This is a genomic window from Methanothermococcus thermolithotrophicus DSM 2095, assembly GCF_000376965.1.
GTDB lineage: Archaea > AGJL01 > Methanococci > Methanococcales > Methanococcaceae > Methanothermococcus > Methanothermococcus thermolithotrophicus.
In genome coordinates this window covers 43,836-65,324 of record NZ_AQXV01000054.1, presented here as the reverse complement: position 1 = coordinate 65,324, position 21,489 = coordinate 43,836, and the positions used below count along the sequence as shown (strand labels likewise).

The 21,489-nt window shown below is 34.2% G+C and carries 29 protein-coding genes and 1 tRNA gene; 27 read left to right on the top strand and 3 right to left on the bottom strand.

Features of this window, described 5'->3' with window-relative positions; translation table 11 throughout:
• Positions 1 to 37 precede the first annotated feature (37 nt).
• Both map and F555_RS0107340 read left to right on the top strand, forming a co-directional pair.
• Positions 38 to 973: a type II methionyl aminopeptidase gene (gene map, locus F555_RS0107345; protein ID WP_018154574.1), complete on the top strand. Its 936-nt coding sequence runs from the start codon at positions 38 to 40 to the stop codon at positions 971 to 973.
• Positions 974 to 981: 8 nt separating this feature from the next.
• A complete protein-coding gene (locus F555_RS0107340; RefSeq protein WP_018154573.1) occupies positions 982 to 1,548 on the top strand; it encodes a GMP synthase subunit A in 567 nt (188 codons plus the stop codon).
• Between the two features lie 111 nt (positions 1,549 to 1,659).
• On the opposite strand, the gene F555_RS0107335 is transcribed toward F555_RS0107340, so the two are convergent.
• Positions 1,660 to 2,262: a ZPR1 zinc finger domain-containing protein gene (locus tag F555_RS0107335; protein WP_018154572.1), complete on the bottom strand. Its 603-nt coding sequence runs from the start codon at positions 2,260 to 2,262 to the stop codon at positions 1,660 to 1,662.
• Positions 2,263 to 2,558: 296 nt separating this feature from the next.
• Between F555_RS0107335 and F555_RS0107330 the strand changes: the two genes are divergently transcribed.
• The 20 genes from F555_RS0107330 (at position 2,559) to F555_RS0107230 (ending at position 14,490) form a co-directional block, all read left to right on the top strand.
• Positions 2,559 to 3,197 (top strand): helix-turn-helix domain-containing protein, encoded by a 639-nt coding sequence (locus F555_RS0107330; protein ID WP_018154571.1) that lies wholly within the window; start codon positions 2,559 to 2,561, stop codon positions 3,195 to 3,197.
• 12 nt (positions 3,198 to 3,209) lie between these two features.
• Positions 3,210 to 3,476: an energy-converting NiFe hydrogenase A subunit EhaA gene (ehaA, locus tag F555_RS0107325; protein ID WP_018154570.1), complete on the top strand. Its 267-nt coding sequence runs from the start codon at positions 3,210 to 3,212 to the stop codon at positions 3,474 to 3,476.
• Complete coding sequence (locus tag F555_RS0107320; protein ID WP_018154569.1) at positions 3,463 to 3,945, top strand: hypothetical protein; 483 nt, start codon at positions 3,463 to 3,465, stop codon at positions 3,943 to 3,945. The genes ehaA and F555_RS0107320 overlap by 14 nt, the downstream gene beginning before the upstream one ends.
• A gap of 25 nt (positions 3,946 to 3,970) precedes the next feature.
• Complete coding sequence (locus tag F555_RS0107315; protein ID WP_018154568.1) at positions 3,971 to 4,225, top strand: DUF2109 domain-containing protein; 255 nt, start codon at positions 3,971 to 3,973, stop codon at positions 4,223 to 4,225.
• Positions 4,226 to 4,272: 47 nt separating this feature from the next.
• Positions 4,273 to 4,551 (top strand): DUF2108 domain-containing protein, encoded by a 279-nt coding sequence (locus F555_RS0107310; RefSeq protein WP_018154567.1) that lies wholly within the window; start codon positions 4,273 to 4,275, stop codon positions 4,549 to 4,551.
• 86 nt (positions 4,552 to 4,637) lie between these two features.
• Positions 4,638 to 4,892 (top strand): EhaE family protein, encoded by a 255-nt coding sequence (locus F555_RS0107305; RefSeq protein ID WP_018154566.1) that lies wholly within the window; start codon positions 4,638 to 4,640, stop codon positions 4,890 to 4,892.
• Between the two features lies 1 nt (position 4,893).
• On the top strand, positions 4,894 to 5,367 hold the full coding sequence (locus tag F555_RS0107300) for an EhaF family protein (RefSeq protein WP_018154565.1): 474 nt from the start codon (positions 4,894 to 4,896) through the stop codon (positions 5,365 to 5,367).
• A complete protein-coding gene (locus F555_RS0107295; RefSeq protein WP_018154564.1) occupies positions 5,367 to 6,059 on the top strand; it encodes an EhaG family protein in 693 nt (230 codons plus the stop codon). The genes F555_RS0107300 and F555_RS0107295 overlap by 1 nt, the downstream gene beginning before the upstream one ends.
• Positions 6,060 to 6,210: 151 nt before the next feature.
• Positions 6,211 to 6,873, top strand: coding sequence for a proton-conducting transporter transmembrane domain-containing protein (locus tag F555_RS0107290; RefSeq protein WP_018154563.1), 663 nt, complete (start codon positions 6,211 to 6,213; stop codon positions 6,871 to 6,873).
• Positions 6,874 to 6,905: 32 nt separating this feature from the next.
• The gene (locus F555_RS0107285) at positions 6,906 to 7,115 is read left to right on the top strand and encodes a hypothetical protein (RefSeq protein WP_018154562.1); all 210 of its coding nucleotides are present in this window, start codon (positions 6,906 to 6,908) and stop codon (positions 7,113 to 7,115) included.
• Between the two features lie 2 nt (positions 7,116 to 7,117).
• Complete coding sequence (locus F555_RS0107280) at positions 7,118 to 7,996, top strand: respiratory chain complex I subunit 1 family protein (protein ID WP_018154561.1); 879 nt, start codon at positions 7,118 to 7,120, stop codon at positions 7,994 to 7,996.
• 332 nt (positions 7,997 to 8,328) lie between these two features.
• Complete coding sequence (locus F555_RS0107270; RefSeq protein ID WP_018154559.1) at positions 8,329 to 8,625, top strand: energy-converting hydrogenase subunit EhaL family protein; 297 nt, start codon at positions 8,329 to 8,331, stop codon at positions 8,623 to 8,625.
• A 51-nt stretch (positions 8,626 to 8,676) separates the two neighbouring features.
• Complete coding sequence (locus tag F555_RS0107265) at positions 8,677 to 9,087, top strand: DUF1959 domain-containing protein (protein ID WP_018154558.1); 411 nt, start codon at positions 8,677 to 8,679, stop codon at positions 9,085 to 9,087.
• A gap of 18 nt (positions 9,088 to 9,105) precedes the next feature.
• Positions 9,106 to 9,576 carry an NADH-quinone oxidoreductase subunit B family protein gene (locus F555_RS0107260; RefSeq protein ID WP_018154557.1) on the top strand — a complete coding sequence of 157 codons (471 nt, stop codon included), beginning with the start codon at positions 9,106 to 9,108 and terminating at the stop codon, positions 9,574 to 9,576.
• A 14-nt stretch (positions 9,577 to 9,590) separates the two neighbouring features.
• Positions 9,591 to 10,718: a hydrogenase large subunit gene (locus F555_RS0107255; protein ID WP_018154556.1), complete on the top strand. Its 1,128-nt coding sequence runs from the start codon at positions 9,591 to 9,593 to the stop codon at positions 10,716 to 10,718.
• Positions 10,719 to 10,750: 32 nt separating this feature from the next.
• Entirely contained in the window at positions 10,751 to 11,920 is a 1,170-nt protein-coding gene (locus F555_RS0107250; protein WP_018154555.1) for a 4Fe-4S binding protein, read from the top strand.
• A 34-nt stretch (positions 11,921 to 11,954) separates the two neighbouring features.
• A complete protein-coding gene (locus F555_RS0107245; protein ID WP_026183004.1) occupies positions 11,955 to 12,443 on the top strand; it encodes a 4Fe-4S binding protein in 489 nt (162 codons plus the stop codon).
• Positions 12,444 to 12,470: 27 nt separating this feature from the next.
• Positions 12,471 to 13,319, top strand: coding sequence for a 4Fe-4S binding protein (locus F555_RS0107240; protein WP_018154553.1), 849 nt, complete (start codon positions 12,471 to 12,473; stop codon positions 13,317 to 13,319).
• A 29-nt stretch (positions 13,320 to 13,348) separates the two neighbouring features.
• Positions 13,349 to 13,993 carry a CBS domain-containing protein gene (locus tag F555_RS0107235; protein ID WP_018154552.1) on the top strand — a complete coding sequence of 215 codons (645 nt, stop codon included), beginning with the start codon at positions 13,349 to 13,351 and terminating at the stop codon, positions 13,991 to 13,993.
• A gap of 92 nt (positions 13,994 to 14,085) precedes the next feature.
• Positions 14,086 to 14,490: an HTH domain-containing protein gene (locus F555_RS0107230; protein WP_018154551.1), complete on the top strand. Its 405-nt coding sequence runs from the start codon at positions 14,086 to 14,088 to the stop codon at positions 14,488 to 14,490.
• A gap of 36 nt (positions 14,491 to 14,526) precedes the next feature.
• On the opposite strand, the gene F555_RS0107225 is transcribed toward F555_RS0107230, so the two are convergent.
• Entirely contained in the window at positions 14,527 to 14,829 is a 303-nt protein-coding gene (locus tag F555_RS0107225; protein ID WP_018154550.1) for a monovalent cation/H+ antiporter subunit E, read from the bottom strand.
• Between the two features lie 110 nt (positions 14,830 to 14,939).
• On the opposite strand from F555_RS0107225, the gene pfdA reads away from it, so the two are divergent.
• Positions 14,940 to 15,380: a prefoldin subunit alpha gene (gene pfdA / locus F555_RS0107220; RefSeq protein ID WP_018154549.1), complete on the top strand. Its 441-nt coding sequence runs from the start codon at positions 14,940 to 14,942 to the stop codon at positions 15,378 to 15,380.
• Positions 15,381 to 15,575: 195 nt separating this feature from the next.
• Here pfdA and F555_RS0107215 read toward each other — a convergent pair.
• A tRNA-Val gene (locus F555_RS0107215) sits at positions 15,576 to 15,652 on the bottom strand.
• Positions 15,653 to 15,840: 188 nt separating this feature from the next.
• Here F555_RS0107215 and F555_RS0107210 point away from each other — a divergent pair.
• From F555_RS0107210 to ileS, 4 genes are all read left to right on the top strand, one after another.
• Complete coding sequence (locus F555_RS0107210; protein WP_018154548.1) at positions 15,841 to 16,905, top strand: nucleotidyltransferase family protein; 1,065 nt, start codon at positions 15,841 to 15,843, stop codon at positions 16,903 to 16,905.
• A 40-nt stretch (positions 16,906 to 16,945) separates the two neighbouring features.
• Positions 16,946 to 17,623: an RNA ligase partner protein gene (locus F555_RS0107205; RefSeq protein ID WP_018154547.1), complete on the top strand. Its 678-nt coding sequence runs from the start codon at positions 16,946 to 16,948 to the stop codon at positions 17,621 to 17,623.
• 46 nt (positions 17,624 to 17,669) lie between these two features.
• Complete coding sequence (locus tag F555_RS0107200; RefSeq protein WP_018154546.1) at positions 17,670 to 18,083, top strand: DUF356 domain-containing protein; 414 nt, start codon at positions 17,670 to 17,672, stop codon at positions 18,081 to 18,083.
• 76 nt (positions 18,084 to 18,159) lie between these two features.
• Complete coding sequence (gene ileS, locus F555_RS0107195; RefSeq protein WP_018154545.1) at positions 18,160 to 21,291, top strand: isoleucine--tRNA ligase; 3,132 nt, start codon at positions 18,160 to 18,162, stop codon at positions 21,289 to 21,291.
• Positions 21,292 to 21,489: the final 198 nt, after the last annotated feature.

The window sequence follows — 21,489 nt, the reverse complement described above, 5'->3', positions numbered from 1 at the left end:
ACTAAAACTAAAAGCTTAAAAGTATTAGAGGGCAAATATGTCGGAAAATATGAACAAATCTCAATCTCAAATTTCATTACCTTCATTATCGCCAGAAGTATACGAAAAAATAATAAAAGCTGGAGAAATAGTTTCTAAAGTAAGGGAAGAAACTGTAAAAAAAATAAAACCAGGGGTTAAACTTTACGACATAGCAGAGTTTGTTGAAAATAGAATCAGAGAGCTCGGTGGAGAAGTGGCTTTCCCATGTAATATTTCAATAAATGATATTGCTGCCCATTATACCCCGTACTATGGAGACGAAAAAGTCTTTTCTGAAAATGACATTGTAAAATTAGATTTGGGAGCTCATATAGACGGATACATTGGAGATTCAGCAATAACTGTTGATTTATCCGGTTCATACAATGACCTAAAAAAAGCCTCTGAAGATGCGCTTCATACGGTAATAAAAGAAATAAACCCTCCGATGAATGTTGGAGAAATGGGTGCAATAATACAGGAAGTTATAGAAAGTTATGGATACAAACCTATTTCAAATCTTTCAGGTCATGTAATGCACCAGTATGTTCTACATTCAGGAGTGAGCGTCCCCAATATTAAAGAAAATACCAGAGACTATATCGATGTTGGAGATGTTGTAGCCATAGAACCATTTGCCACAGATGGCTTTGGACAGGTTAAAGATAGAAGTGAAAGATACATATTCAAATACCTAACTTCAAGACCAGTTAGATTACCTGTTGCAAGAAAAGTACTAAAAATTATAGAAAACAAATATGCATATTTACCTTTTGCAGAGAGATGGTTATCAAGTGAGGATCCTAAATACAAAGGTGCCATAAGAAACCTCATGAGCTCAGGGTGTTTGTATGGTTACCCTACATTAATAGAGAAAAATCACGGGATGGTTACTCAGACAGAACATACAATTGTAATTACTGAGAATGGAGTTGAGGTTACAACTAAATAGGTGATCTTATGATAGTTATATTAAACAACGGCGGACAATACGTTCACAGAATCCATAGGAGTTTAAAATACATAGGAGTACCTTCAAAAATAATTCCAAACTCCACGCCACTAAAAGAAATCGAAGAAAATGAAGAAGTAAAAGGCATAATATTAAGTGGTGGTCCAGACATCGAAAAGGCAGAAAACTGCATAGATATTGCGTTAAATGCAAAACTTCCAGTACTTGGAATTTGTTTAGGTCATCAGTTGATATCAAAAGCCTACGGCGGAGAAGTTTCCAGAGCTGAATCAGAAGAATACGCAAATACAAAAATATATGTGAAGAAGGAAAACGACTTATTCAAAGGAGTGCCTGAAGAATTTACAGCATGGGCATCCCACAAAGACGAAGTTAAAAAAGTTCCAGAATGCTTTGAAATCCTTGCATACTCAGATATATGTGAAATTGAAGCAATAAAACATAAGGAAAAACCAGTTTATGGCGTACAGTTCCACCCAGAAGTTTCCCATACTGAGTACGGTTCAGAAATTTTAAAGAATTTCTGTAAAGTATGTGGATTGATTAACGAATAATATGAATTTTAAAATTATTTAATATTTAAATATATTTTTAAAATAAAATAATAAAAATAATAAATTAAAAAATAAAAATATTCTTCTTTATCAAATTACTTCGTATTTTACTCAATTTTCTTCCACTTTTTTAACTGCATCCTTATCGATAATAAGTACATTTCCTTTTAATTTTTCAACTTCCTCATCTGTTAATAATTCTTCTTTTACCCCATCCCCTATAATTGCACTGTGTCCAAGCGGATCTTCAATTATCAATGTTACAGATTCTTTTCCTTCCTTTACCTTTTCAATTCTTTCAAATAATTCTTCAGCTTTGCTTTTTTCGTTTTCATCCTCTAACCAAGAGATTAAGGTTTCTAATGCACTTTCTAAACGGTTTAAGACCCCCTCCACATTTGAAACATAGCCTTCTGAAACAGGTCCTGGAGAAACTTCAAATCCAAGTTCAGGTATTGTTACATATCCTGTAGCAGCTCTTATAACTCTCTTATTTAAATCATCTTCACTCTGAATTTTTAGAATATATCTCTTAGGTTCCTTAACTTCTGTAGGAAATATGTCGCTTTTTTTGTACTTGCAACTATCACAAATCATTGTAGTTTCAACAACATTTCCGAAATAAGGGATCTCGAGCTCATTGGTGATTATCCTCATAGAATTTTTAGATCCGCAGATCGGACAGTCCAGTACACCAGTCATTTTTTGCTCCATAGTCTCTCACCATTTACGTTTTATACATATGTTGTTATCGTACGCCATTTTTTGAAAGCATAAATAACCCGATCTAAACAACTATTTTTCCATATATTATATTATAACCATCCATTTTAAATTGATTATCTATTGAGAATGGAAAAATTAAGAATTTTTTATTGATATATATACTTTATGATCGTTAAGTATAGAAAAATTATATATACAACATCCTATATGAATAATATTATTCTCATGAAATAATTAATTATTGAATATGATAAATCACGGAAATACACTTCCGATGTGGTGTTATGTACGAAAAATTGGAAACCATAGAACGGGCCATTTTATTAAATCCAAAGTATATACAAGTATTTCGTGAAAAACTAAAAATAACGCAGTCTAAACTTGCAGAAGAAAGTGGAGTCAGTCAATCACATCTCAGTATGCTTGAAAAAGGAAAAAGGGCAGCTACAGAGGCTCATGCAGCTGCAATAACATTAGGTTTGTTAAAATGTAGTGATATATGGGATAAAGATGACCCTATCTTATACCTTCTAGATGTTTTATCACTAACCAAACTTGAAACCTCAATAGTTGAGTTCATTACAGAATTAACTTCAAAAGAAAATATCTTTTGTAAGAGATATATTGAAGGTTTTCCGGTTTTTATTGTGGACAAAAAATACTTTACTGAAGAGATTAGAAATAGGGTCAATGTAATTAATATTAAGCATATCGATTTCTTTAGAGGAAGGATGAATATTAGAGGGATGTATTCAGATAACAAAGAGATCGATGTTCATTTGGATTGTTCCGACATTAGGAGATTGGAAGAAAAGGTTTCCAAAGCCCTTGATAAAAAAACAATAATTCAGATATTCCCAAAAGAAGAAATACCTCCAATTTATTCAATTAAAAAAGATTGTATGATAATACATTGCTGGTGACGGTGATTGGATATGGATACAATTATATATTATAGTATTTCAGTGGTTTCGTCACTTATTTTCGCATTATTATTTAGAATGCCATTACTTCCAAACATGGACTCATTTGAGACGTATGTTTTATTCCCAACTCCCTTTGTAGCATTGGGATTAACCGGGATTTTAAAACTTTTATTTGGCTTAGATGTAGTCATTTGTGTGGTAGTAGGTATTGTTTCAGCTCTTTTCTCAAAATATGCGAATAGAATATTCCCGGGTGTTAGTTATGGTGCTGACTGAATTTGTTAAGATAATAGCTGCATTTATAATTTGCTGGATAAACTTCGTTGTTGTAGATACATACTTTGGATTACCAAAGAAACCAGGAGTTTTAGGTGCTGGGGTAATTGGGGAAAAAATAAAAGAAATTGGAGGAAATATCAACGGAGGATACTTCATGGGAAACATTGTATGTTCCCCAGACGCCTCTGCAGGTACTTTGATGGCCTCAATATTTTACTACCTACTTGGTTTTGAGGGAGGGCTTATTGCAGCATTCTTGATTTACATTGGAAATAGGTTATGTAACGATCCAGGATACGCTGGAACCATTGGAACAATAACTGCCACGATATTGATATATTTATTCAGTGGATTCATAAGTCCAGAATACTTCATTGCAGGTATGGTATTGGCCATATTCTCAATTCAAGGGTTTAATCACATAACAGCATCAAAAATTCTTGGTGAAATATATCGAAAACTATAGATCTACATATAATGAGGATGATATAATGGAACTATCCATCGTAACAATAACAATCGGGATCGTTGGACTTATCTCAAGCTTAAGGGTTTTTTTAACTAAAAGTAGGGCTTTAAAATTACCATTGCTTTGCTGTCTAAATTTTTGTATTGCAGCACTTATAGCCCTCTATGTAAAAAGTCCAATGGGTGCTATTGCTGCCATAATTTATCTTGTATCTTCCACAGTATCAAGTAATGCAATAGCCCATACACTTGGAGAAATTAGTAAATTGGAGAAGTAAATAATAACCAATTTCTGAGCTCAAGATAAGGTGATTAAGGTGATTGAATGGAAATTTTGCCAATATTATCCATAATTTGCTGTGTTCTTGGAGGCATGGGTGTTATACTCCACACAAACTACATAAATAAGATAATAATGTTTGCATTCTTGGAAAGTGGACTGATAGGGTTAATAGTTTCATTCTATTATTTGGATGTTGCAATGGTTTCGTCCATATTGGAGCCCATTGGTACCATAATACTTCTATTGGGGACTTTAAAATATGAATATATTAGAAGAAATAAGAAAAAATACAGTACAGAAGTCCCAGTACTTACAAAATAAGGGAGTTACTCCCCCAATCTCATATAATCTTGCTCATTTGTTTATGATACCAATACCAAATGGAGGAACATCAGTGGAGGAATAACATGGATTTAATCGGTCTAACAACCTACGGGGGTTATTTCCTATTGATAATAGGAACGTTAGGGGCAATATTTGGTCCTATGACGGACGATCCCCTTAGGAGATTTTTAAATATTGAAGTTCCATCAATGGGAGTTTTACTCATATTCCTGGCTTACAACGAAACTTTGGCACTTATGACATACCTTGGTGTGAATACCATACTCATGTTGGTGCTTGTTAGGGCTATTCTAAAAAACGAGGAGTTGGAGGAATAAAATGAAAAAGCTTAGCAGGGCTTGGAACTATCTTTCAAGACCGCATGTGGTTTCCAGATTATTCGCTGGATTCTTGTGCTTAACTCTATTAGTGGGAATTCTAATGCCTGCTTCTTTCACTGAAAACCAGCTTTATCCAAAGGATGTCCCTCAAGGACAGGTTTTAAAAACACCTTTGGCGCCTTACGACAGAGGAGGAGTTCCACTTAAAGAGGCTGCAGATATTAAAACCCAATATCCTGAATTAGAGCCTATTAGAGGACAAATAACTGCATATTTAACACCAGTTGCAATTTGGATAAGTGAAAAAACTCCGTACTTTGGGACAACAATTGTTTCAACACCCGGCGGTATTCTGGACGAAATACTCTACTATACAAGAGGTTCCGACACGGTGCTTGAATCTTTGACTTTATTGCTTTCATTTATAATATTCAGTTGGATTTTCCTGGACAGAAATGATCAGGTGGAATAATGGATATAATAAGCTTATTATTTAACAAAACAGTTATGGTAGGGCTTGTGATGGGAATCCTTTCACTATATGCAATATCACGTGAAAAATCGGACCTACACGTTCTTTTATTTAGTGATATTGTAGAGTATGCCATGCTCGTTATAATTGCCGCAGTTGGAACAGATCTTGCTGAAGCTCTGATACTCCCAGGTTTAGTCGTAGGAATGGCTGAACTTTTAGCAGTTTCTGAAATATTAACGGCAAGAAATGAACTAAGGAAAAATGAATCTAACCTAAAGAAAAGGTCAAAACTTTTCGAAGAATTCACAATTAAAGAAAGTCCAAAGATAGATATACAGTTTAATAAAATGGAGGTCCTTTCAGCAGCCCCAAAATTCCTGTCATTTATTTTAATTATTTATGGGGCAATACTGACCGGATTTACTGGTGGAGCAATAATGGCAAGTGGACTGTTGTTCTACATATTCTCACAGAGAGCTCTTGATAACAAAATACTACCTAAAGATTTAAAAATATATTGGGAAGGAATTTCAGGATTCTCAGGGATTACCTGGGTTCTCTGGATTTTTGGCTTTATGGGATTCTTTATATTCCCTGAAAAATGGATTTATTTCACATTATTGGCAGGGTTTGCCCTTACTTTAAAGGTAGGTTCAAAATTAGGATTGATTGGGGAGATATTCGAATGAAATTCAAAGAATTTTATCATATTGCCTAATTTCTTATTTCCTACTTTACGTTATAAAACACAGTGTGATTAAAATTCTCCAATCGTAGATTAGACTGAACTAAAATCTTCGGGGTTATTAAGCGTCCGAAACTCCACTATTAGGTGATGTTATGTTTGTAAGTAATATTGTAGGGAATTTCTACGGGTACATTCCCCTTGGAGATATTGTGTTCTACATGACGGACTTCTCACTTATTGGCTTTATTGTTGCACTATTATTTACTGTCATAGTACTTATTACCAAGCCTGAAAAACAATTAGAAGCCCAGTTGCATGACTTTGGGGATAAATTTAACACAGTAACCTTAAAAGAACTAAAAGTTAGGAGATTGATGGCCGTTATCTGTGGAATAACTACTGCATTTAGTATGCTAACTGGAGATTTGTTTAATTTTGCCTTATTCTTGGCAGTAATTGGAATTTCAAATATAGGTATCGTCTCTGCAGTAAAAAAAGAATGGGTATTGAATGCAGCATACAATTATGGAATTATAGCTATAATATCATCACTTCCATTGTTTGGAGCTGCAGGACTAATATTGGCAAAAACTGGGACTTTATCCATATTTGAGCTATCAAAGACTAGTCATGATATATTATATGAAAAAATGATTTATGCCGTGGGGATGATTGGTGAAACTGGTGTTGCTCCATTCTATGCTGCAAAAGCTGAAATGTTTAGAGCTCCGGGGGCACCATATATTTTAATGATACATCTTTCATCACTACTTGTAATTGTTAGAACCGTGGAGATTTTACTAAACATACGTTAACAAAAAAGAAGTTTCCAATATAAGGTGAAAAAATGACCCCTGAAGAAAAAAGCGGGTTTATCTCATTATTGATAGGAATTTTAGGATTTATACTTGTTATTACATTGAATCCGGAAAATGTAATGCTGATTTATATGGCTACTGCACTTCTAACTCCATTTCTAATTTATGGTGTTGGAATATCTCTAAATCCAAAAACCAGAAGAAAGAAAATCGGAAGGATACCTTTCAGAGGGTGGTAGATATGAATACATTAACCTCATTAATACATGCACTCTCATATGGACTTTATGCATTTCTACTCGGTGGATTATTGTTGGGATTACACAGGAAAATAATGGCAAGAATACAGGGAAGACCTGGCCCACCTGTAATTCAATACATAATTCACACACTTAAATTCTACTTCAAGGAGATAACATTCCCAATTTCAGCAGGAAATCCCCTTTATGTATTCGTGGCTCTAATGGGTATTATGGTATGGATGGGAGCTCTGTTCCTTGGGCCCGTATTTGAATCCTCGTTATTGATACTCATAGGACTTTACACACTTCAAAAAATAGTTGAACACGGATGTGGTCTAAGTAGTGGTTCACCTTATGGAAAAATAGGCGGTGTTAGAAGTGTGTTCTCAGCTGCTGCCGAGGTACCACTATTTGCAGCTGCAGGAATAATCTATGTTGCAACTAACTCACTGATTATAGGTGATATTTTAAACTATCAATCGGTACACGGACCATTATTGTTCCAACTTCCACTGGGAGCTCTTGCATTTTTCATACTCGTAGTTTCAAAGGCACCGTTTAGTCCGTTTTCAATGGTAAAAGGGAAGGATATTGTAAGTGGGTACTTAACTGAACACTACGGACTGCTTGAGTCCATAATAATGATAGGAGATGCAATAGCTTGGTTTGTGTTACTCTGGCTATTTATGGCGTTATTCATAGGCCCAATCATAATTTCAAATCCAATTCTAACACTTGGTGGGATGATAATACTTACAGTCATAATTTCATTCATATGTGCTTTGACACCGTTACTGGCCCCAAACCATTCAGTTATGCTGCAGATAACAATAGCTTCACTTACACTAATTGACCTGGCATATAGGATTATCCATTAAATACTGAGCTCATGCTTACTTCGAGCTTAATAACCTATTTATTAGGTTATAAGACGGTTCGGAAAAAGGTGGTATTATGAAAAATTACATCAATCTACTGACAATCGCCTGCCTAACAATTATAGGGCTTCTAATCCTTGTAAATATGTTTCAATACAGTATAACTGCCCTACTTATGATATTCGCAGTAATTCTGATTGGAATACTGTCTCTATATCTGAAAAGTGAGAAGGTATCCCATTTGATGGAAAATTTAGAACATTTATTTATGATCCTACTATTCATCGGTATTCTTTATTTGGGGTACACCATGTACTTTAAGGGGTGGTTTTATGGGTGAAGTACCTTATATGTTACTTTACAGCCTTATAACACTTGTTATAGGAGGTTTTTTAGGACTTTCATATAGTTATAAAAAATATACAAAACCGTATGTGGAAAAAAAGTTGGACCCGGTTGCATTAGCTTGTTCTATAATTGGGGGGTTAATCTTCCCGATAAACCTTCCGTTATCTCTCCTATTTCTAGGCTTTCCATTTGGAATGAGACCTGGTTACGGACAGGCCGAACTAAGCTTAGGCATAATTTTAGCATTTATAAGCTACATATTGATAGCCTTTCAAAACTAAAAAGATAGATTTAATTTATTTTCCACTAAAAAAAAATATGAAGGTGGATTTATGTTAGAAGAAATTGACAAAAATTATCATAAAGGAAGTTTGGATCAAAAATACAACATAATAAAAAACAATAGGTTCATTATGGAGGAAGCCATTATCCCAATATCAAAGGCATTAAAACTCCCAATTGATGATGTCATAGAAATATTTGTAGAAAAATATGATGGAGCTTCATTGTATGAAACTCATGCTTATGTTGAACAGGCGAAAATGGGATGTTTAGGAAGAAAAGTCGATATAGATTTGGGATTATGTTGGATTTCAGACTTTTTTGGATTAATATCAAAAAAAGAAGCGGACTTAATAAGAAAAAAAGTTGTTGAAGATACAGTACTTAACAACAAGCCTTACGAAGAAGCCTTGAAGAAAGGTAGAGAACTGGTTGTGAAACTCCTAAAAGGCGAGTATTAACTATTGGAGGAGATTGTAGTGATAAAAGAATTCCTAAGAAAAAGATCCATTCATGTCTGTGTAGTAAATACTGGAGGATGTAATGGATGTGATATTGAAATAGTCTCAACTCTCGCTCCAAGATATGATATTGAACAGTATGGAATTTATGTGCATAACAATCCAAGGGAAGCTGATGTTTTAGTTATAACTGGCCCGGTAACACTCCCTTGGGAAAAAAGATTAGTTGAAATTTATGAAAAAACACCAGAACCAAAAATAGTTATTGCAGTTGGTGCCTGTGCCCTTAGCTGCGGTATATTCAAAGAAGGGCACGTTTGTGGTCCAGTAGATAAAATAATCCCGGTGGATGCAAAACTTCCAGGATGTCCACCAAGACCTTCCGAGATAATTGAGGCTATTCTAAAAGTTGCCCCAGATGCATTAGCTGCAAAAGAAAAACTATTGAAAGAAAAAACAAAATCATTGTCAGTTGAAGAAGAAGCTTAATTTTGAGTGATATTATGAATGTAGTACCAATAGGTCCTATTCACCCAGTACTAAAAGAACCACTAAGAATAAAACTTTTAGTTGAAGGAGAGAATGTTGTAGGGGCAGAACTAGATATGGGATACGTGCATAGGGGGATAGAAAAGATAATGGAAGGAAAACACTACCTAAAATGTATTCACCTTGCTGAAAGAGTCTGTGGTATCTGTTCCTATATACATACTCAGACATTTGCGGAATGTATAGAAAATATATCCAAAATAGAAGTCCCCGACAAAGCAAGATATTTAAGAGTTATAACCTGCGAGTTAGAAAGGATCCACAGTCATTTAATAGCCGCAGCAGTATATGACCTCGCAATTGAACATGAAACACTTGCAATGTGGATTTTAAATGCAAGGGAGCATATAATGGATATCTTAGAGTCGATAACAGGTAACAGAGTAAATATGGGATTTAACGTAGTTGGTGGAGTTAGGACAGACCTTAATAAAGAACTCTTGGATAATATTTACAAAAAACTCGATGAATTCAAAGAAGATATTAAGAATATAATTGAAGCATTTGAGACCGGTCCAATGATAGCCCTAAGAGGTAAAGGTATAGGAGTACTAGGTTATAAGGAAATAATGAAAACTAGAGCGGTAGGGCCTATAGCAAGGGCTTCCGGACTTCCTGAAAGTGATTGGAGATTAAGGCATCCAATTTACAAAGAATTAGGCTTTAAACCTGTTTGGAGAAATGAAGGGGACAACTTTGCAAGAATGATGGTAAGGCATGAGGAGATTATAACAAGTTTAGACTTGATAATGAAAGCCCTTGAACTCTATGAAGAATGTACTGGTCCTGTTAGAAACAAAGCCGATATCAAAGGAGGAGAAGGAGGGTGGAAGAATGAAGCCCATAGAGGTGAAGTATTATACAAAATAGCAATTACGGATGGGGGACTAATAAAAAGAATACTAATTAGAACTCCAACAGTCATGAACCTTGAAGCCTACAAGTACATGTTAAAAACCTGTCCCACTATCTCGGATGCAGTTGCCACATATACCTCAATTGATCCATGTGTATCATGTACGGAAAGAACAATAGTTATTAAGGATAAAAAAACTGGAAAAGAACGTGGATACAAATTCTAAGCTTTAAAATTATAATTTATTGGGTGATTTTTATGTCCTCATCCATTTGGTACCTTTATGAATTCATGAGGAAAAAATGGCTTAAAAAATTTGCCGATGCAAAAACGTGTGAAGAAAGCGCCATTGCACCTAAACGATACAGGAAAATCCCGGTTGTAGTTGAATTTCCTGAAAAATGTATAAGTTGTGGTGCATGTAGGGATTCGTGTCCCCCAGATGCCATAGTTTTACAATACGACACCGAATATAAAAAGGAACTTCCAATAATTGATGATGGTGCTTGTATATCCTGTGGAAACTGTGTGGAATCCTGCCCAACAGGGGTTTTGGATATAGGCAGCATAAGAGAAGATACTGACGGACTCCCATGGAACGTTCCAAAAGTTGTAAACTTAATCATAGACGAAGAGCTCTGTGTAAAATGTGGCTCCTGTGAAATTGCATGTCCCGTAAATGTCATACACTATGAGCATGGACTATATTCTATAGATGAAAACGGATGTATCGGATGCAAGAAATGTATTGAAGCCTGCCCGGTAGTGGATGCCATAAGAACCTATGATGAAGATACATTGGCGGAGAAAATCGATAGAGCTCAGAGAATAAAATTTGATAGGGCAGTAAGGGAAGGTGAACTGGAAGAGGAAAAGGATAAAATTGCAGAAGTCCCTAGAATAGTTAAAAGTCTCTGCATAAGATGTGGAAACTGTGTAGATGTCTGCCCAGGATCAATCGACTTAGAGAATTTTGAAGTTGTTGAATGCATAAAATCAGGCCATTGTTTAGAAGTATGCCCAACAACGGCAATAAGGATTGGAGAACCTCAAAAAATAAAGAAAATAAAAGAACAATGCTACACTATTGATGAAGACAGATGTATTGGCTGTAGGATATGTTATAGAATCTGTAACGTAGATAATGCAATTTCGATATCTCAGGAAACCAAACTACCATTCATAAACCCAGAACTCTGTGTGCGATGTGGATTGTGTTATAGAGAGTGTCCTGTTAATGCAATAGACTATACAGATACAGAAAAGGCAGATGAAAAGTACGTATTACGTAAAGTAAGGGATGAATTCCAAGATATGATTATGAAAGATTTAGAAGAATTCTCCAAAGGTTATGTTCTTGCAAAAGGGGACATAAGAGAACTTGGCGAAAATATGGCCATTCAACAATTAAATGACGATACTCGATAAAATTGAAGAGCTCTAAAGAATAGAAAACAAAAAGATGATTAATATGGTGGCAGAAATACTAAAGAAATATTTTAAAGACTTGGATGTTGAGTTGAATCTCGATAAGGAGCATACTCGCAAAAAAATCGAGATAAACGATGAAGAATGTGTTTCATGTAACAGGTGTGTTGAAGTCTGCCCTGTTGATGCCATAAGCCCAAATCAACCATTTGCCCCAAATATAAGTGAAAAATGCGTTTACTGTGGAGCCTGTGTAGAAATCTGCCCTGTTGATGCAATAAAGATAACTAAAGCAAAGATCAAGGTATCGGGGGGCGAACTAAAGGTAGAGAAAAATCATGAAAAAAACAAAAAATTAATCTACACCAGAAATAAGTGTGTTTTATGTTTAGTCTGCTTAAAAAACTGTCCATTTGATGCGATATTTGAATCAAACAAAGGATTAGAATTTGATCCTAAAAAATGTGTTCTTTGCGGCCATTGTGGTGATGTATGTCCAGCAGATGCAATAGAATTTGAATAGCCCCAATTGTTAAGTAGGTGGTTTTTGATGACTTTTGAACAAAGTGAGGATAATCACAAAAACGAAAGTTTTTGTTCAACCGGAGTGAGCGAAGAGTCACAAACACGAAGTGCTTGCTCAATAAAAATAAAAAAACCTCTTAAAAAAGTGATATCAGATATTTCAAATAATTTGAATATCGAAGAAGAAAAAATCAGATCGTTACTAAAAGACACGGGTATTTTAAATGAAAAAAACCTGTATATCGATCCTAAAAGATGTGTTAGATGCAGTTTGTGTTATGAAGAATGTCCGGTTGATGCAATTTCAAAACCAAGTGTTAAGAATCCTGCAGAAATAATCCCTGAAAAATGTGTAAAATGTGAAATATGTGCTAAAACCTGTCCAGTCGGGGCTATTGATGTTTTAGAAGGAGAAGCACATTTAGAAGGAGACGATATAGTTTACATACTTAAAGAGATTCAGGTCCCCCATAGAAAGGTAAGATTAAAGAAATATGAATTAGACAAAGAAAAATGTATAAAATGTGGTATATGTGAAAGGTTCTGCCCTACAAAAGCTATAAATGTTGAAAAGAGGAAAAATATCGAGGTAAACCTAAATCTATGTATGGGATGTACTGCATGTGAAAAAGTCTGTCCAAAAGATGCCATTAAAGTATATAACGAACTAGGGGACATAGTATTTAATAAAGATATTACTCTGGATAACACTACCTGTGTAACTTGCTTGGCATGTGTTGACCAGTGTCCTGTTGGTGCAATATCTGAAACTGAAGAGGGGGTTAAGATCAACAAAAACGAATGTATATTCTGCGGTAGATGTGAAAAAATATGTCCAGTTAGTGCTATAGAAATTAAACCGAAGTATGAATAGAATTAATCTAACAAGAGTGGGTGGTATCTATGAAAGTAAAGGAACTCATGGACAATAAATTTTTAAAAATTTATCCTGATTATACTATTGAAAAAACTGCACAGTTAATGTACAAAAAGAAAAGGTACAGCTCACCTGTTGTAGATGATCAAGATAATTTAATAGGGTGGGTAAATTCCATAGATTTAATAGTGGTTAAAAATCGAGATGATAAAATAGAAAGCGTTATGCACCCGGTTGATAAAATTATCATTTTAAATGAGAACGATCCAGCAAAAGATGCCGTTACAAAAATAGTAAAATACAAAGTCGTAAGTATTCCTGTTGTAAACAATGAAGGTAAAATAGTGGGGATTGTAAGGAACTGCGATATAACAAAAACCCTTGCAAAATTGTATGATATTCCAGTTTATAGATTGTTTAAAACATTACAAGAACAGTTGAGAGGAATATCCTGGGAGGAACTTATGGAAGCCTCTGCAATTGTAACCAAACAAACTACTGGAGAAGAAATAACCGGAGAAGAATATGAAAAAAGAATAAAAAACTCAACATTTGGTCAGGCCATTTGGGCATGCGGCGGTTTAGAAAAATTCTTTGCAGGATTAATTAGAATCGGAGAAGTTGCAATTGCAAGAAAAGTGGCAACAAAGGCAGGGAAAAAAACAAAATAACATTATATGTGCATATTCTCCACAATATCTAATACCTTATTATTCTATCTGGAACTAGGGTCATGCATTTCATCTTAATATAGGTGCATATAATGATCGAAAGACTAAAATCACTAGAACACAATAGAAACTTTGAATTTTGGACTTTCTTGGAAAAAGCCTATGAAAAAAACCTAAAACTTGATTTAGGACATTTCAAATTATTAAGTGTTTTATTAAATGTCAGTGAAATTTACAAGGAGCTCAGTGATGAACTAGGAAAAAAAGATGCTAGAAAGATGCTAGAAAAAGAAGGAATGTTTACCAAAAACTCTGAATATGTTTCAGGAGAATATCTAAAGAAGTACATTGAAAGAGATAGTAGGGTGGCAGTGCATAATAGGATAAATGACCTTAGAAAGTTAGATTTTATTATTGAAACCAAACCAGGACCATTAGGTGGTTATAAACTACTCAAAACTCCAGAATGGTTTGAAAACTTAGAAGCGTCGATGTGAAATTGAAAATATGTTATTGACCCTTTTCCAAAGCCATTACTTAAAAATCTTCTTTATATATGGCTCAAAAGGAACTATTTCATCCCTTTTTCTTGGACTTATTGTAGCTACTTTGAGAATTCCTTTTTCAGGGATTAAATCAATAGTCAAGGTTCCAGGAGTTAAGGTAATACTACAAGCTAGCAAGACCTGCCCTACAAGGTTTTCTATGTTTGTTTCTATCTCAACAATTTTTGGATCTATTTCTCCAGTTATACTCCTTTTTACAACGTCAAGCCAAGCTTCTCCCAAGGCCTTTAATAATACAAAAATATAACCAACAACTCCAAATAGACTCATACTCTCTACCTATTATACATAATTTTTAATTATTAATAATGATAAATAAATATATATAACTATCGTAAGTATATCATTATAGATCAAATAAACATGTTGATGGTGAAACAATGAATAAAGAGGAAATTCAGAAGGAGTTAATGACATTGGAAATGTACGGCGAACAGATTAAAAAACTTCAGGAAGAAATGGGAAAGATTGAAGTAATGAAGCTGGAACTATTAAAATCCATAGAATCAATGGAGGGATTAAAAACTTCAAAAGAACTTTTAATCCCATTGGGTGCTGGAGCATTTTTAAAGGCTGAAGCACCAGATAATGGAAAAGTTATTGTTGGTATTGGGGCAGATAATTTTATTGAAAAGAATGTTGACGAAGTTATTGAAGAATTTAGAAAGAGCGTTGAAGATTTAGAAAATGCTGAAAACATGATCAAACAGCAGGTAGCAAAAACGTCAGCTGAAATGAATAGAATGCAGAAAGAATTGGAAAAAAAACTAAAAGCTATTGAAAAACAGGAACAAATGCAACAAATACCTACTGCACAATAAAAATATTTTAAATTTTATTATAATTTTTATTATCTTATTTTGTTAAAATTATTTCTTCAAAAATTTCATCATTGCCGAGCTGAGCATGATGCCAAAGTAGTACAAAAGTCAAAAATTCGCAAATTAATAATACTTAAAATAATAAAAATTTAATCACATATTTAAATTTATAAATATTACTGTCTAAAATAAAAATGGTGGGCCCAGCCGGATTCGAACCGGCGACCCTCGCCTTGTAAGGGCGATGTCATAGCCAACTAGACCATGGGCCCATTTAACTCGCGTCTTCCTTCTAATTCGTCCTGTTTCTTGGGGACAACATAACAAATGCATTTATAGTATATAAACTTAACTGATTAGTGTATAAAAAATACACAATCATATTTTAATCAAGGCATATGTCATATAATCCAATAAAACGAATAGTTACATATGGGGAAAAATATCCATAGTGATACTCATGAACGAGAAAAAGATGTTAAAAAACTTCTTAAAAGACAGGGACGAGGTATTAAGGAACTCAAAAAGCGGGAATAAAAACAAAAACAGTTTTAAAGAATTTCAGAAAATAGTTGAAAAACTCAAGGAACAGAAGGAATCAGATAATGTAGTTGTAGATTTCACAGAATACAACCCACTTCATAAGGGCCATAAATATTGTTTAGACATAGGTAAAAAACATGGAGGGGTTTTCATCAGTGTAATTCCGGGACCACTTGAAAGAAGTGGAAGAGGAATCCCATACCTCATTAACAGACACATAAGGGCAGAGATGGCCATAAAAGCGGGAGCTGATATCGTAGTGGAAGGTCCCCCCATGGGAATAATGGGTTCAGGTCAGTATATGCAGTGTCTGATAAAAATGTTCTACAGTGTAGGTGGCGACATAATACCAAGGGGATATATTGAAGAAGAAACTATGAAAAAAGTTATAGATTGCATAAACAAAGGTTACCACATAAAGGTAAAACCGTATAGGATTTCTTGCATTGAAACTCAAGAAGTTCTTGGAGAAAAGTTAGAAATAGACAACTACGTCATTGCTTCAATGTCATATACAATCCACAAATTAAGGGAACAGTTGAAAAACTGGAATCCAAAGTTTATTTTTATTAAAAGGATTGAAGGAATTAGTGGGACTAAAATCAGGGAAAGTATCTTAAATGGAGATTTTGATAGTATAAAACATATGCTTCCAGAATCTACCTTAAAAATTCTTAAAAAATATTATGAAGAAGGAATATCCAACATTATACTGAATAGGTTTGAAGACCGAATAATAGAAACCGCTAATGAATTTGAGCTGAAAGAATATTTACCCGAAAATTTAGCTGAAAAAATAGAAAAAAACCGACCATATAATAGTTTAGAAGAACTTAAAGATTCAATACCTTATGGATTCTCGAAAAATTACAAGGAGAGAATCATATCAAAACTGGAAGCTCGGATAGAGAAAGAAGTTATATCCGAATACATTAAAAACTATCCATCAGAAATAAAGGTTTTAATGAAAAAAGATGATTAAATGCTTGTTTAAGAGTTAAAAAATAACAAAAGGCGATATTTTGCAGAAGCAAAGATTCTGTCTAGATACAACTGCAATTACAGATAGTGAAGTTAGAAAATCCCTTGGAGCAAAAACCATATCTGAATCAGCGGAGATTATCCTTGATCTAATAGCAAAAGCAAGGGTTCATCTGGATATCTCCTGCCATATCCCATACAAATCAGTATATAATGAATTGGTGGGATTCTTACAGAGAGAAGAATGTCCACGTGAAATATTGATAAAGGTGGATACCTGGCTTGTGAAAAAAACCCCAAATAGGTATGAAATAAAAATCCCAGCTGAAATATTTTATGAATACATTAGTGACTTAAGGGAAAGAATAAATAAAGGTATGAGAATAAGTGAAAGTGCAATGTATGAAACTGCATCAGAGGCCTACATATATTCACAGGCAAATGAGAAAAACAGGCAGGATGTAATTAATGAGGTACTGTCAAAATCAGTAAATAGTTTTAGAAATAAATATAGAGGTGCCTTAAGGACAGGCACTTTAGACAGTGCCCCCGATTTAGACGTTCTTCTGCTTGCAAAGGAATTAGATGCAGCAGTAGTTGCAAGTGACGAAGGAATTGAAAAATGGGCTCAAAGGTTAGGGTTGAGATTTGTTAATGCAAAGGATTTCCCATTCATACTTAAAGAATATCTTAACATGTGGGAAGTAAAAAATAAATAGATTAAAACATTTTAATTACAGTAAAATTAAACACGGTGAAAGAAGGATGGTATTGCTAATGATAAGGGGAGACAGCTATGAAAAAATTAAAAATGCTCTAGCTGATGTCCACAGGCATGCAAAATTAACAATATCTGGAAAGCCAAGAATAATGGTTCCAGAAGCTGCTGACGAAATTTTAAGGCATATTGTAGGAGAAATCAAAAAACCTTGTAAAAAAGCCTGTATTGTAAAGGTAGAAGAAAATGCACCACAGGCAATAGATAGAATAAGAAAAATACACCCTCCGGCACATATCGTAATAATAAGCGAAAGGCACGAACCTTATTTCTATTTACTGGATGACTTTCCAAAGATGCCAACATTAAAAGGTTACTACAAGAGTAAAAATGAAGTTGCTGAAGAAAATGAAAAACAGGAAAAGCTAAAAAAAAGAAAAATAGCAAATAAAACCAAATAGAATTCCTCCGAATGTTATATTTTATTTTCATAATATTTTGGTTTAGGATATATTATTATTTACACGGGGTGACGTAATGAAACATGTTGATACTGTAAATTTCAGAGAGTTGGATAGAAAGATAAAAGAGTTCTGGAACGAAAATAAGGTTTATCAAAATGTAAAAAGCTTAAACGAGCAGGGGCCAGATTATTATTTTGTTGATGGACCACCTTACTGTTCTGGTGCGATACACCTTGGAACCGCATGGAACAAAATAATAAAAGATACTGTTTTAAGATTTAAAAGAATGCAAGGCTACAATGTTTTAGATAAAGCTGGATGGGACATGCATGGATTACCTATCGAGGTAAAGGTTGAAAATGAATTTAAAATAAAATCAAAAAAAGATATTGAGTCAAAAATCGGTACAATGGAGTTTATCGAAAAATGTAAAGAATTTGCACTTAAAAACAAGGAAGTCATGGAAAAACAGTTTAAAAATCTCGGTGTTTGGCTAGACTGGGAAAACGCATATATGCCAATTACAAAAGAGTACATGGAAATAGGTTGGTGGACACTTAAAAAAGCCCATGAAAAAGAGCTCCTTACAAAAGATTTAAGGGTTGGATACTGGTGTCCTAGATGTGAAACTGCATTAGCTGAACACGAAGTCAGGGGAGAATATAAAGAGGTATTGGACCCGTCTGTATATGTAAAATTCAAAGTTAAAGATAGTAATAGCGATGATAACGAAAACGGCAACGAATACTTGATAATTTGGACAACAACACCTTGGACACTGCCATCAAACCTCTTAGTTGCAGTTCATCCAGAGTACGACTATGCATATGTTGAAGTTGAATTTGAAGATAAAAAAGAAACATGGATTATTGCTGAAAAATTAGTAGAAAGTGTGATGCACCAGGCACAAAAGCAGAATGCTATAAAATCCTACAAAGTCACAAAATTAGTTAAAGGAACAGAATTAGAAGGAATAAAGTACGTCCACCCATTGCTGGAAGAAAATGAAACACAGCAAGAATTTGAAAAATTAGAAAATGTTCATAAGGTAGTACTTGGAGAACACGTAACATTGGAAGGAGGTACTGGTTTAGTCCATACTGCTCCAGGATTTGGTGAAGAAGACTTTGAAATTGGTAAAGAACACGGTGCACCAATATACTCTCCAATAGATGACGAAGGAAAGTACACCGAAACTATCTGGAAGGGCATGTTTGTAAAGGACATGGACAGCCAGGTTATAGAAACTCTAAAAAATAAAAACCTCCTTGTAAATGCTGGAAAAATAAAACACACATACCCTCACTGCTGGAGATGTAAAACTCCTTTACTGTTTAGAGCTACAGAACAGTGGTTCCTATCAATCTCAAAAATAAAAGAAGATATCATGGAACACGGTAAAACTGTAGATTGGGTGCCAAAGTGGGTTGAAACAAGGTACTTAAATGGTGTCAAATTTGTTGGAGATTGGAATATTTCAAGACAGAGGTACTGGGGAATACCGCTTCCAATATGGGTATGTGAAGAATGTGGAAAGTATGAAGTTATAGGTAGCGTGGAAGAGTTAAAAGAAAAAATGAAAAACGATGACATCGATTTAAGCGATATTCACAAACCTACAGTGGACAAGGTAATTTTAAACTGTTCATGCGGAGGGGAAATGAAAAGAGTTCCAGACGTTCTTGACGTGTGGTACGACAGTGGTTTAGCTCCTTATGCTTCAATAAATGCAAAGGAACTTAAAAAAGCAGAATTCATTACAGAAGGACATGACCAAGTTACAAAATGGTTCTATTCACAACATGCTTTAAGTGAGCTCGTATTCAACGACATACCATACAAGAAGTGTTTGATGCATGGTTTCACCCTTGATGAAAATGGAAACAAGATGAGTAAGAGTTTAGGGAATATTGTAAACCCAGACGATGTGGTTAAAGAATACGGTGCAGACCCATTAAGATTCTATCTCTTAAGTGCAAACAAGGCTTGGGAAGACCTAAGATTCTCATACAAAGAGATGGATGAAGTTAGAAGCATGTTTAACACTCTCTGGAATTCCTATGCATTTGCAGTTAACTATATGGTTTTAGATGAGTTTGTTCCTAATGAAGAATACTTCAAATACCTAAGGGATGAAGATAAATGGATAATAAGTAAGGTAAATACCCTTGCAAAAGAAGCAATTGAAGCTTTAGAAGTTCCACATTTACACGACTACACATGGAAACTTAGGGATTTCATATTAAACGATTTAAGTAGATGGTACATTAAATTGATAAGGGATAGAACCTGGAAGGAAAGAAACGACACAGATAAACTTTCAGCATATCAAACCCTGTACTATGTATTGATGAAATTAATAACAATAATGGGACCAGTAGCTCCGCACATAAGCGAAGAGATATATCAGAACTTAAAAACCGAAGGAATGCCTGAAAGTCTCTTTATGAATAAAATAGAAGTAGATGAAGAGCTCATAAATAAAGAGTTAGAAGAAGACATAGGTATAATTAGGGAAATAGTAGATTCAATACTCCGTGGAAGGGATAAAGCCAAATACACACTTAGGTACCCAATAGCTAAAATAACACTACCTGAAAATATAAGGGAAACTGTTGAGAAATACGGTTATATCATAAAAGAACAAGGAAACGTAAAAGAAATTGAATTGAAAGAATTTGAAGGAAACGTAACCGTAAAACCAAACTACAAAGAACTTGGAAAGGTATTCAGAAGTGATGTTCCAAAAGTTGTAAAGGCAATAAACTCTGTTGATCCTAAAGAACTAAAAGAAAAACTAAAAGAAGGAGAGCTCGAGATAGATGGATTTACAATAAAACCAGAATATGTTGAATTCAGAATAGATATTCCTGAGAATATAGTAGGTGTCGAGTTCTCAAAAGGAAGTGTGTACATAGACATAGACATGAGCGATGAGTTAATAAAAGAAGGACTCATGAGAGAAGTAATAAGAAGAATACAGTCAATGAGAAAAGACATGGACCTTGACATCAACGAAAAGATAAAAATCAAACTAGAAGGAATAGAGTTCAGCGACGATATTTTAAAACATATAGGAAATGAAGTTAGGGGAACATTTGTTGATGAAGTAAAACCTGACTACGCACAAGCCTGGGAAATAAAAACACCAAACAAAGAAACTTACAACATAAACATTGAAATTGAAACCATGTCAAACAGTTAAGATAGTTCCCTGAGTTCTGGGGAAATTATACAACTATCATATTTTAAAACCTGAGCTCTGAATTAAAAAATAATTTTCTCTTTTTTTTATTTTTATTTAATTAGATTTATGTTGATTGATATGCAAAACTTTTATATTTTGAAATATTTAAATTATTAAAATGGTAGTTTAATGTTAATTAAGGATATATGCCAATTA

Bases quoted from the DNA above. Each gene is read 5' to 3' on its own strand.
- ileS (WP_018154545.1), top strand. From the start codon at position 18,160: ATGAAACATGTTGATACTGTAAATTTCAGAGAGTTGGATAGAAAGATA.
- F555_RS0107340 (WP_018154573.1), top strand. From the start codon at position 982: ATGATAGTTATATTAAACAACGGCGGACAATACGTTCACAGAATCCAT.
- ehaA (WP_018154570.1), top strand. From the start codon at position 3,210: ATGGATACAATTATATATTATAGTATTTCAGTGGTTTCGTCACTTATT.
- F555_RS0107240 (WP_018154553.1), top strand. From the start codon at position 12,471: ATGACTTTTGAACAAAGTGAGGATAATCACAAAAACGAAAGTTTTTGT.
- F555_RS0107295 (WP_018154564.1), top strand. From the start codon at position 5,367: ATGGATATAATAAGCTTATTATTTAACAAAACAGTTATGGTAGGGCTT.
- F555_RS0107250 (WP_018154555.1), top strand. From the start codon at position 10,751: ATGTCCTCATCCATTTGGTACCTTTATGAATTCATGAGGAAAAAATGG.
- F555_RS0107330 (WP_018154571.1), top strand. From the start codon at position 2,559: ATGTACGAAAAATTGGAAACCATAGAACGGGCCATTTTATTAAATCCA.
- F555_RS0107200 (WP_018154546.1), top strand. From the start codon at position 17,670: ATGGTATTGCTAATGATAAGGGGAGACAGCTATGAAAAAATTAAAAAT.
- F555_RS0107235 (WP_018154552.1), top strand. From the start codon at position 13,349: ATGAAAGTAAAGGAACTCATGGACAATAAATTTTTAAAAATTTATCCT.
- F555_RS0107265 (WP_018154558.1), top strand. From the start codon at position 8,677: ATGTTAGAAGAAATTGACAAAAATTATCATAAAGGAAGTTTGGATCAA.
- F555_RS0107315 (WP_018154568.1), top strand. From the start codon at position 3,971: ATGGAACTATCCATCGTAACAATAACAATCGGGATCGTTGGACTTATC.
- F555_RS0107320 (WP_018154569.1), top strand. From the start codon at position 3,463: ATGGTGCTGACTGAATTTGTTAAGATAATAGCTGCATTTATAATTTGC.
- F555_RS0107255 (WP_018154556.1), top strand. From the start codon at position 9,591: ATGAATGTAGTACCAATAGGTCCTATTCACCCAGTACTAAAAGAACCA.
- pfdA (WP_018154549.1), top strand. From the start codon at position 14,940: ATGAATAAAGAGGAAATTCAGAAGGAGTTAATGACATTGGAAATGTAC.
- F555_RS0107335 (WP_018154572.1), bottom strand. From the start codon at position 2,262: ATGGAGCAAAAAATGACTGGTGTACTGGACTGTCCGATCTGCGGATCT.
- F555_RS0107225 (WP_018154550.1), bottom strand. From the start codon at position 14,829: ATGAGTCTATTTGGAGTTGTTGGTTATATTTTTGTATTATTAAAGGCC.
- map (WP_018154574.1), top strand. From the start codon at position 38: ATGTCGGAAAATATGAACAAATCTCAATCTCAAATTTCATTACCTTCA.
- F555_RS0107280 (WP_018154561.1), top strand. From the start codon at position 7,118: ATGAATACATTAACCTCATTAATACATGCACTCTCATATGGACTTTAT.
- F555_RS0107310 (WP_018154567.1), top strand. From the start codon at position 4,273: ATGGAAATTTTGCCAATATTATCCATAATTTGCTGTGTTCTTGGAGGC.
- F555_RS0107285 (WP_018154562.1), top strand. From the start codon at position 6,906: ATGACCCCTGAAGAAAAAAGCGGGTTTATCTCATTATTGATAGGAATT.
- F555_RS0107210 (WP_018154548.1), top strand. From the start codon at position 15,841: ATGAACGAGAAAAAGATGTTAAAAAACTTCTTAAAAGACAGGGACGAG.
- F555_RS0107245 (WP_026183004.1), top strand. From the start codon at position 11,955: ATGATTAATATGGTGGCAGAAATACTAAAGAAATATTTTAAAGACTTG.
- F555_RS0107290 (WP_018154563.1), top strand. From the start codon at position 6,211: ATGTTTGTAAGTAATATTGTAGGGAATTTCTACGGGTACATTCCCCTT.
- F555_RS0107305 (WP_018154566.1), top strand. From the start codon at position 4,638: ATGGATTTAATCGGTCTAACAACCTACGGGGGTTATTTCCTATTGATA.
- F555_RS0107270 (WP_018154559.1), top strand. From the start codon at position 8,329: ATGGGTGAAGTACCTTATATGTTACTTTACAGCCTTATAACACTTGTT.
- F555_RS0107300 (WP_018154565.1), top strand. From the start codon at position 4,894: ATGAAAAAGCTTAGCAGGGCTTGGAACTATCTTTCAAGACCGCATGTG.
- F555_RS0107230 (WP_018154551.1), top strand. From the start codon at position 14,086: ATGATCGAAAGACTAAAATCACTAGAACACAATAGAAACTTTGAATTT.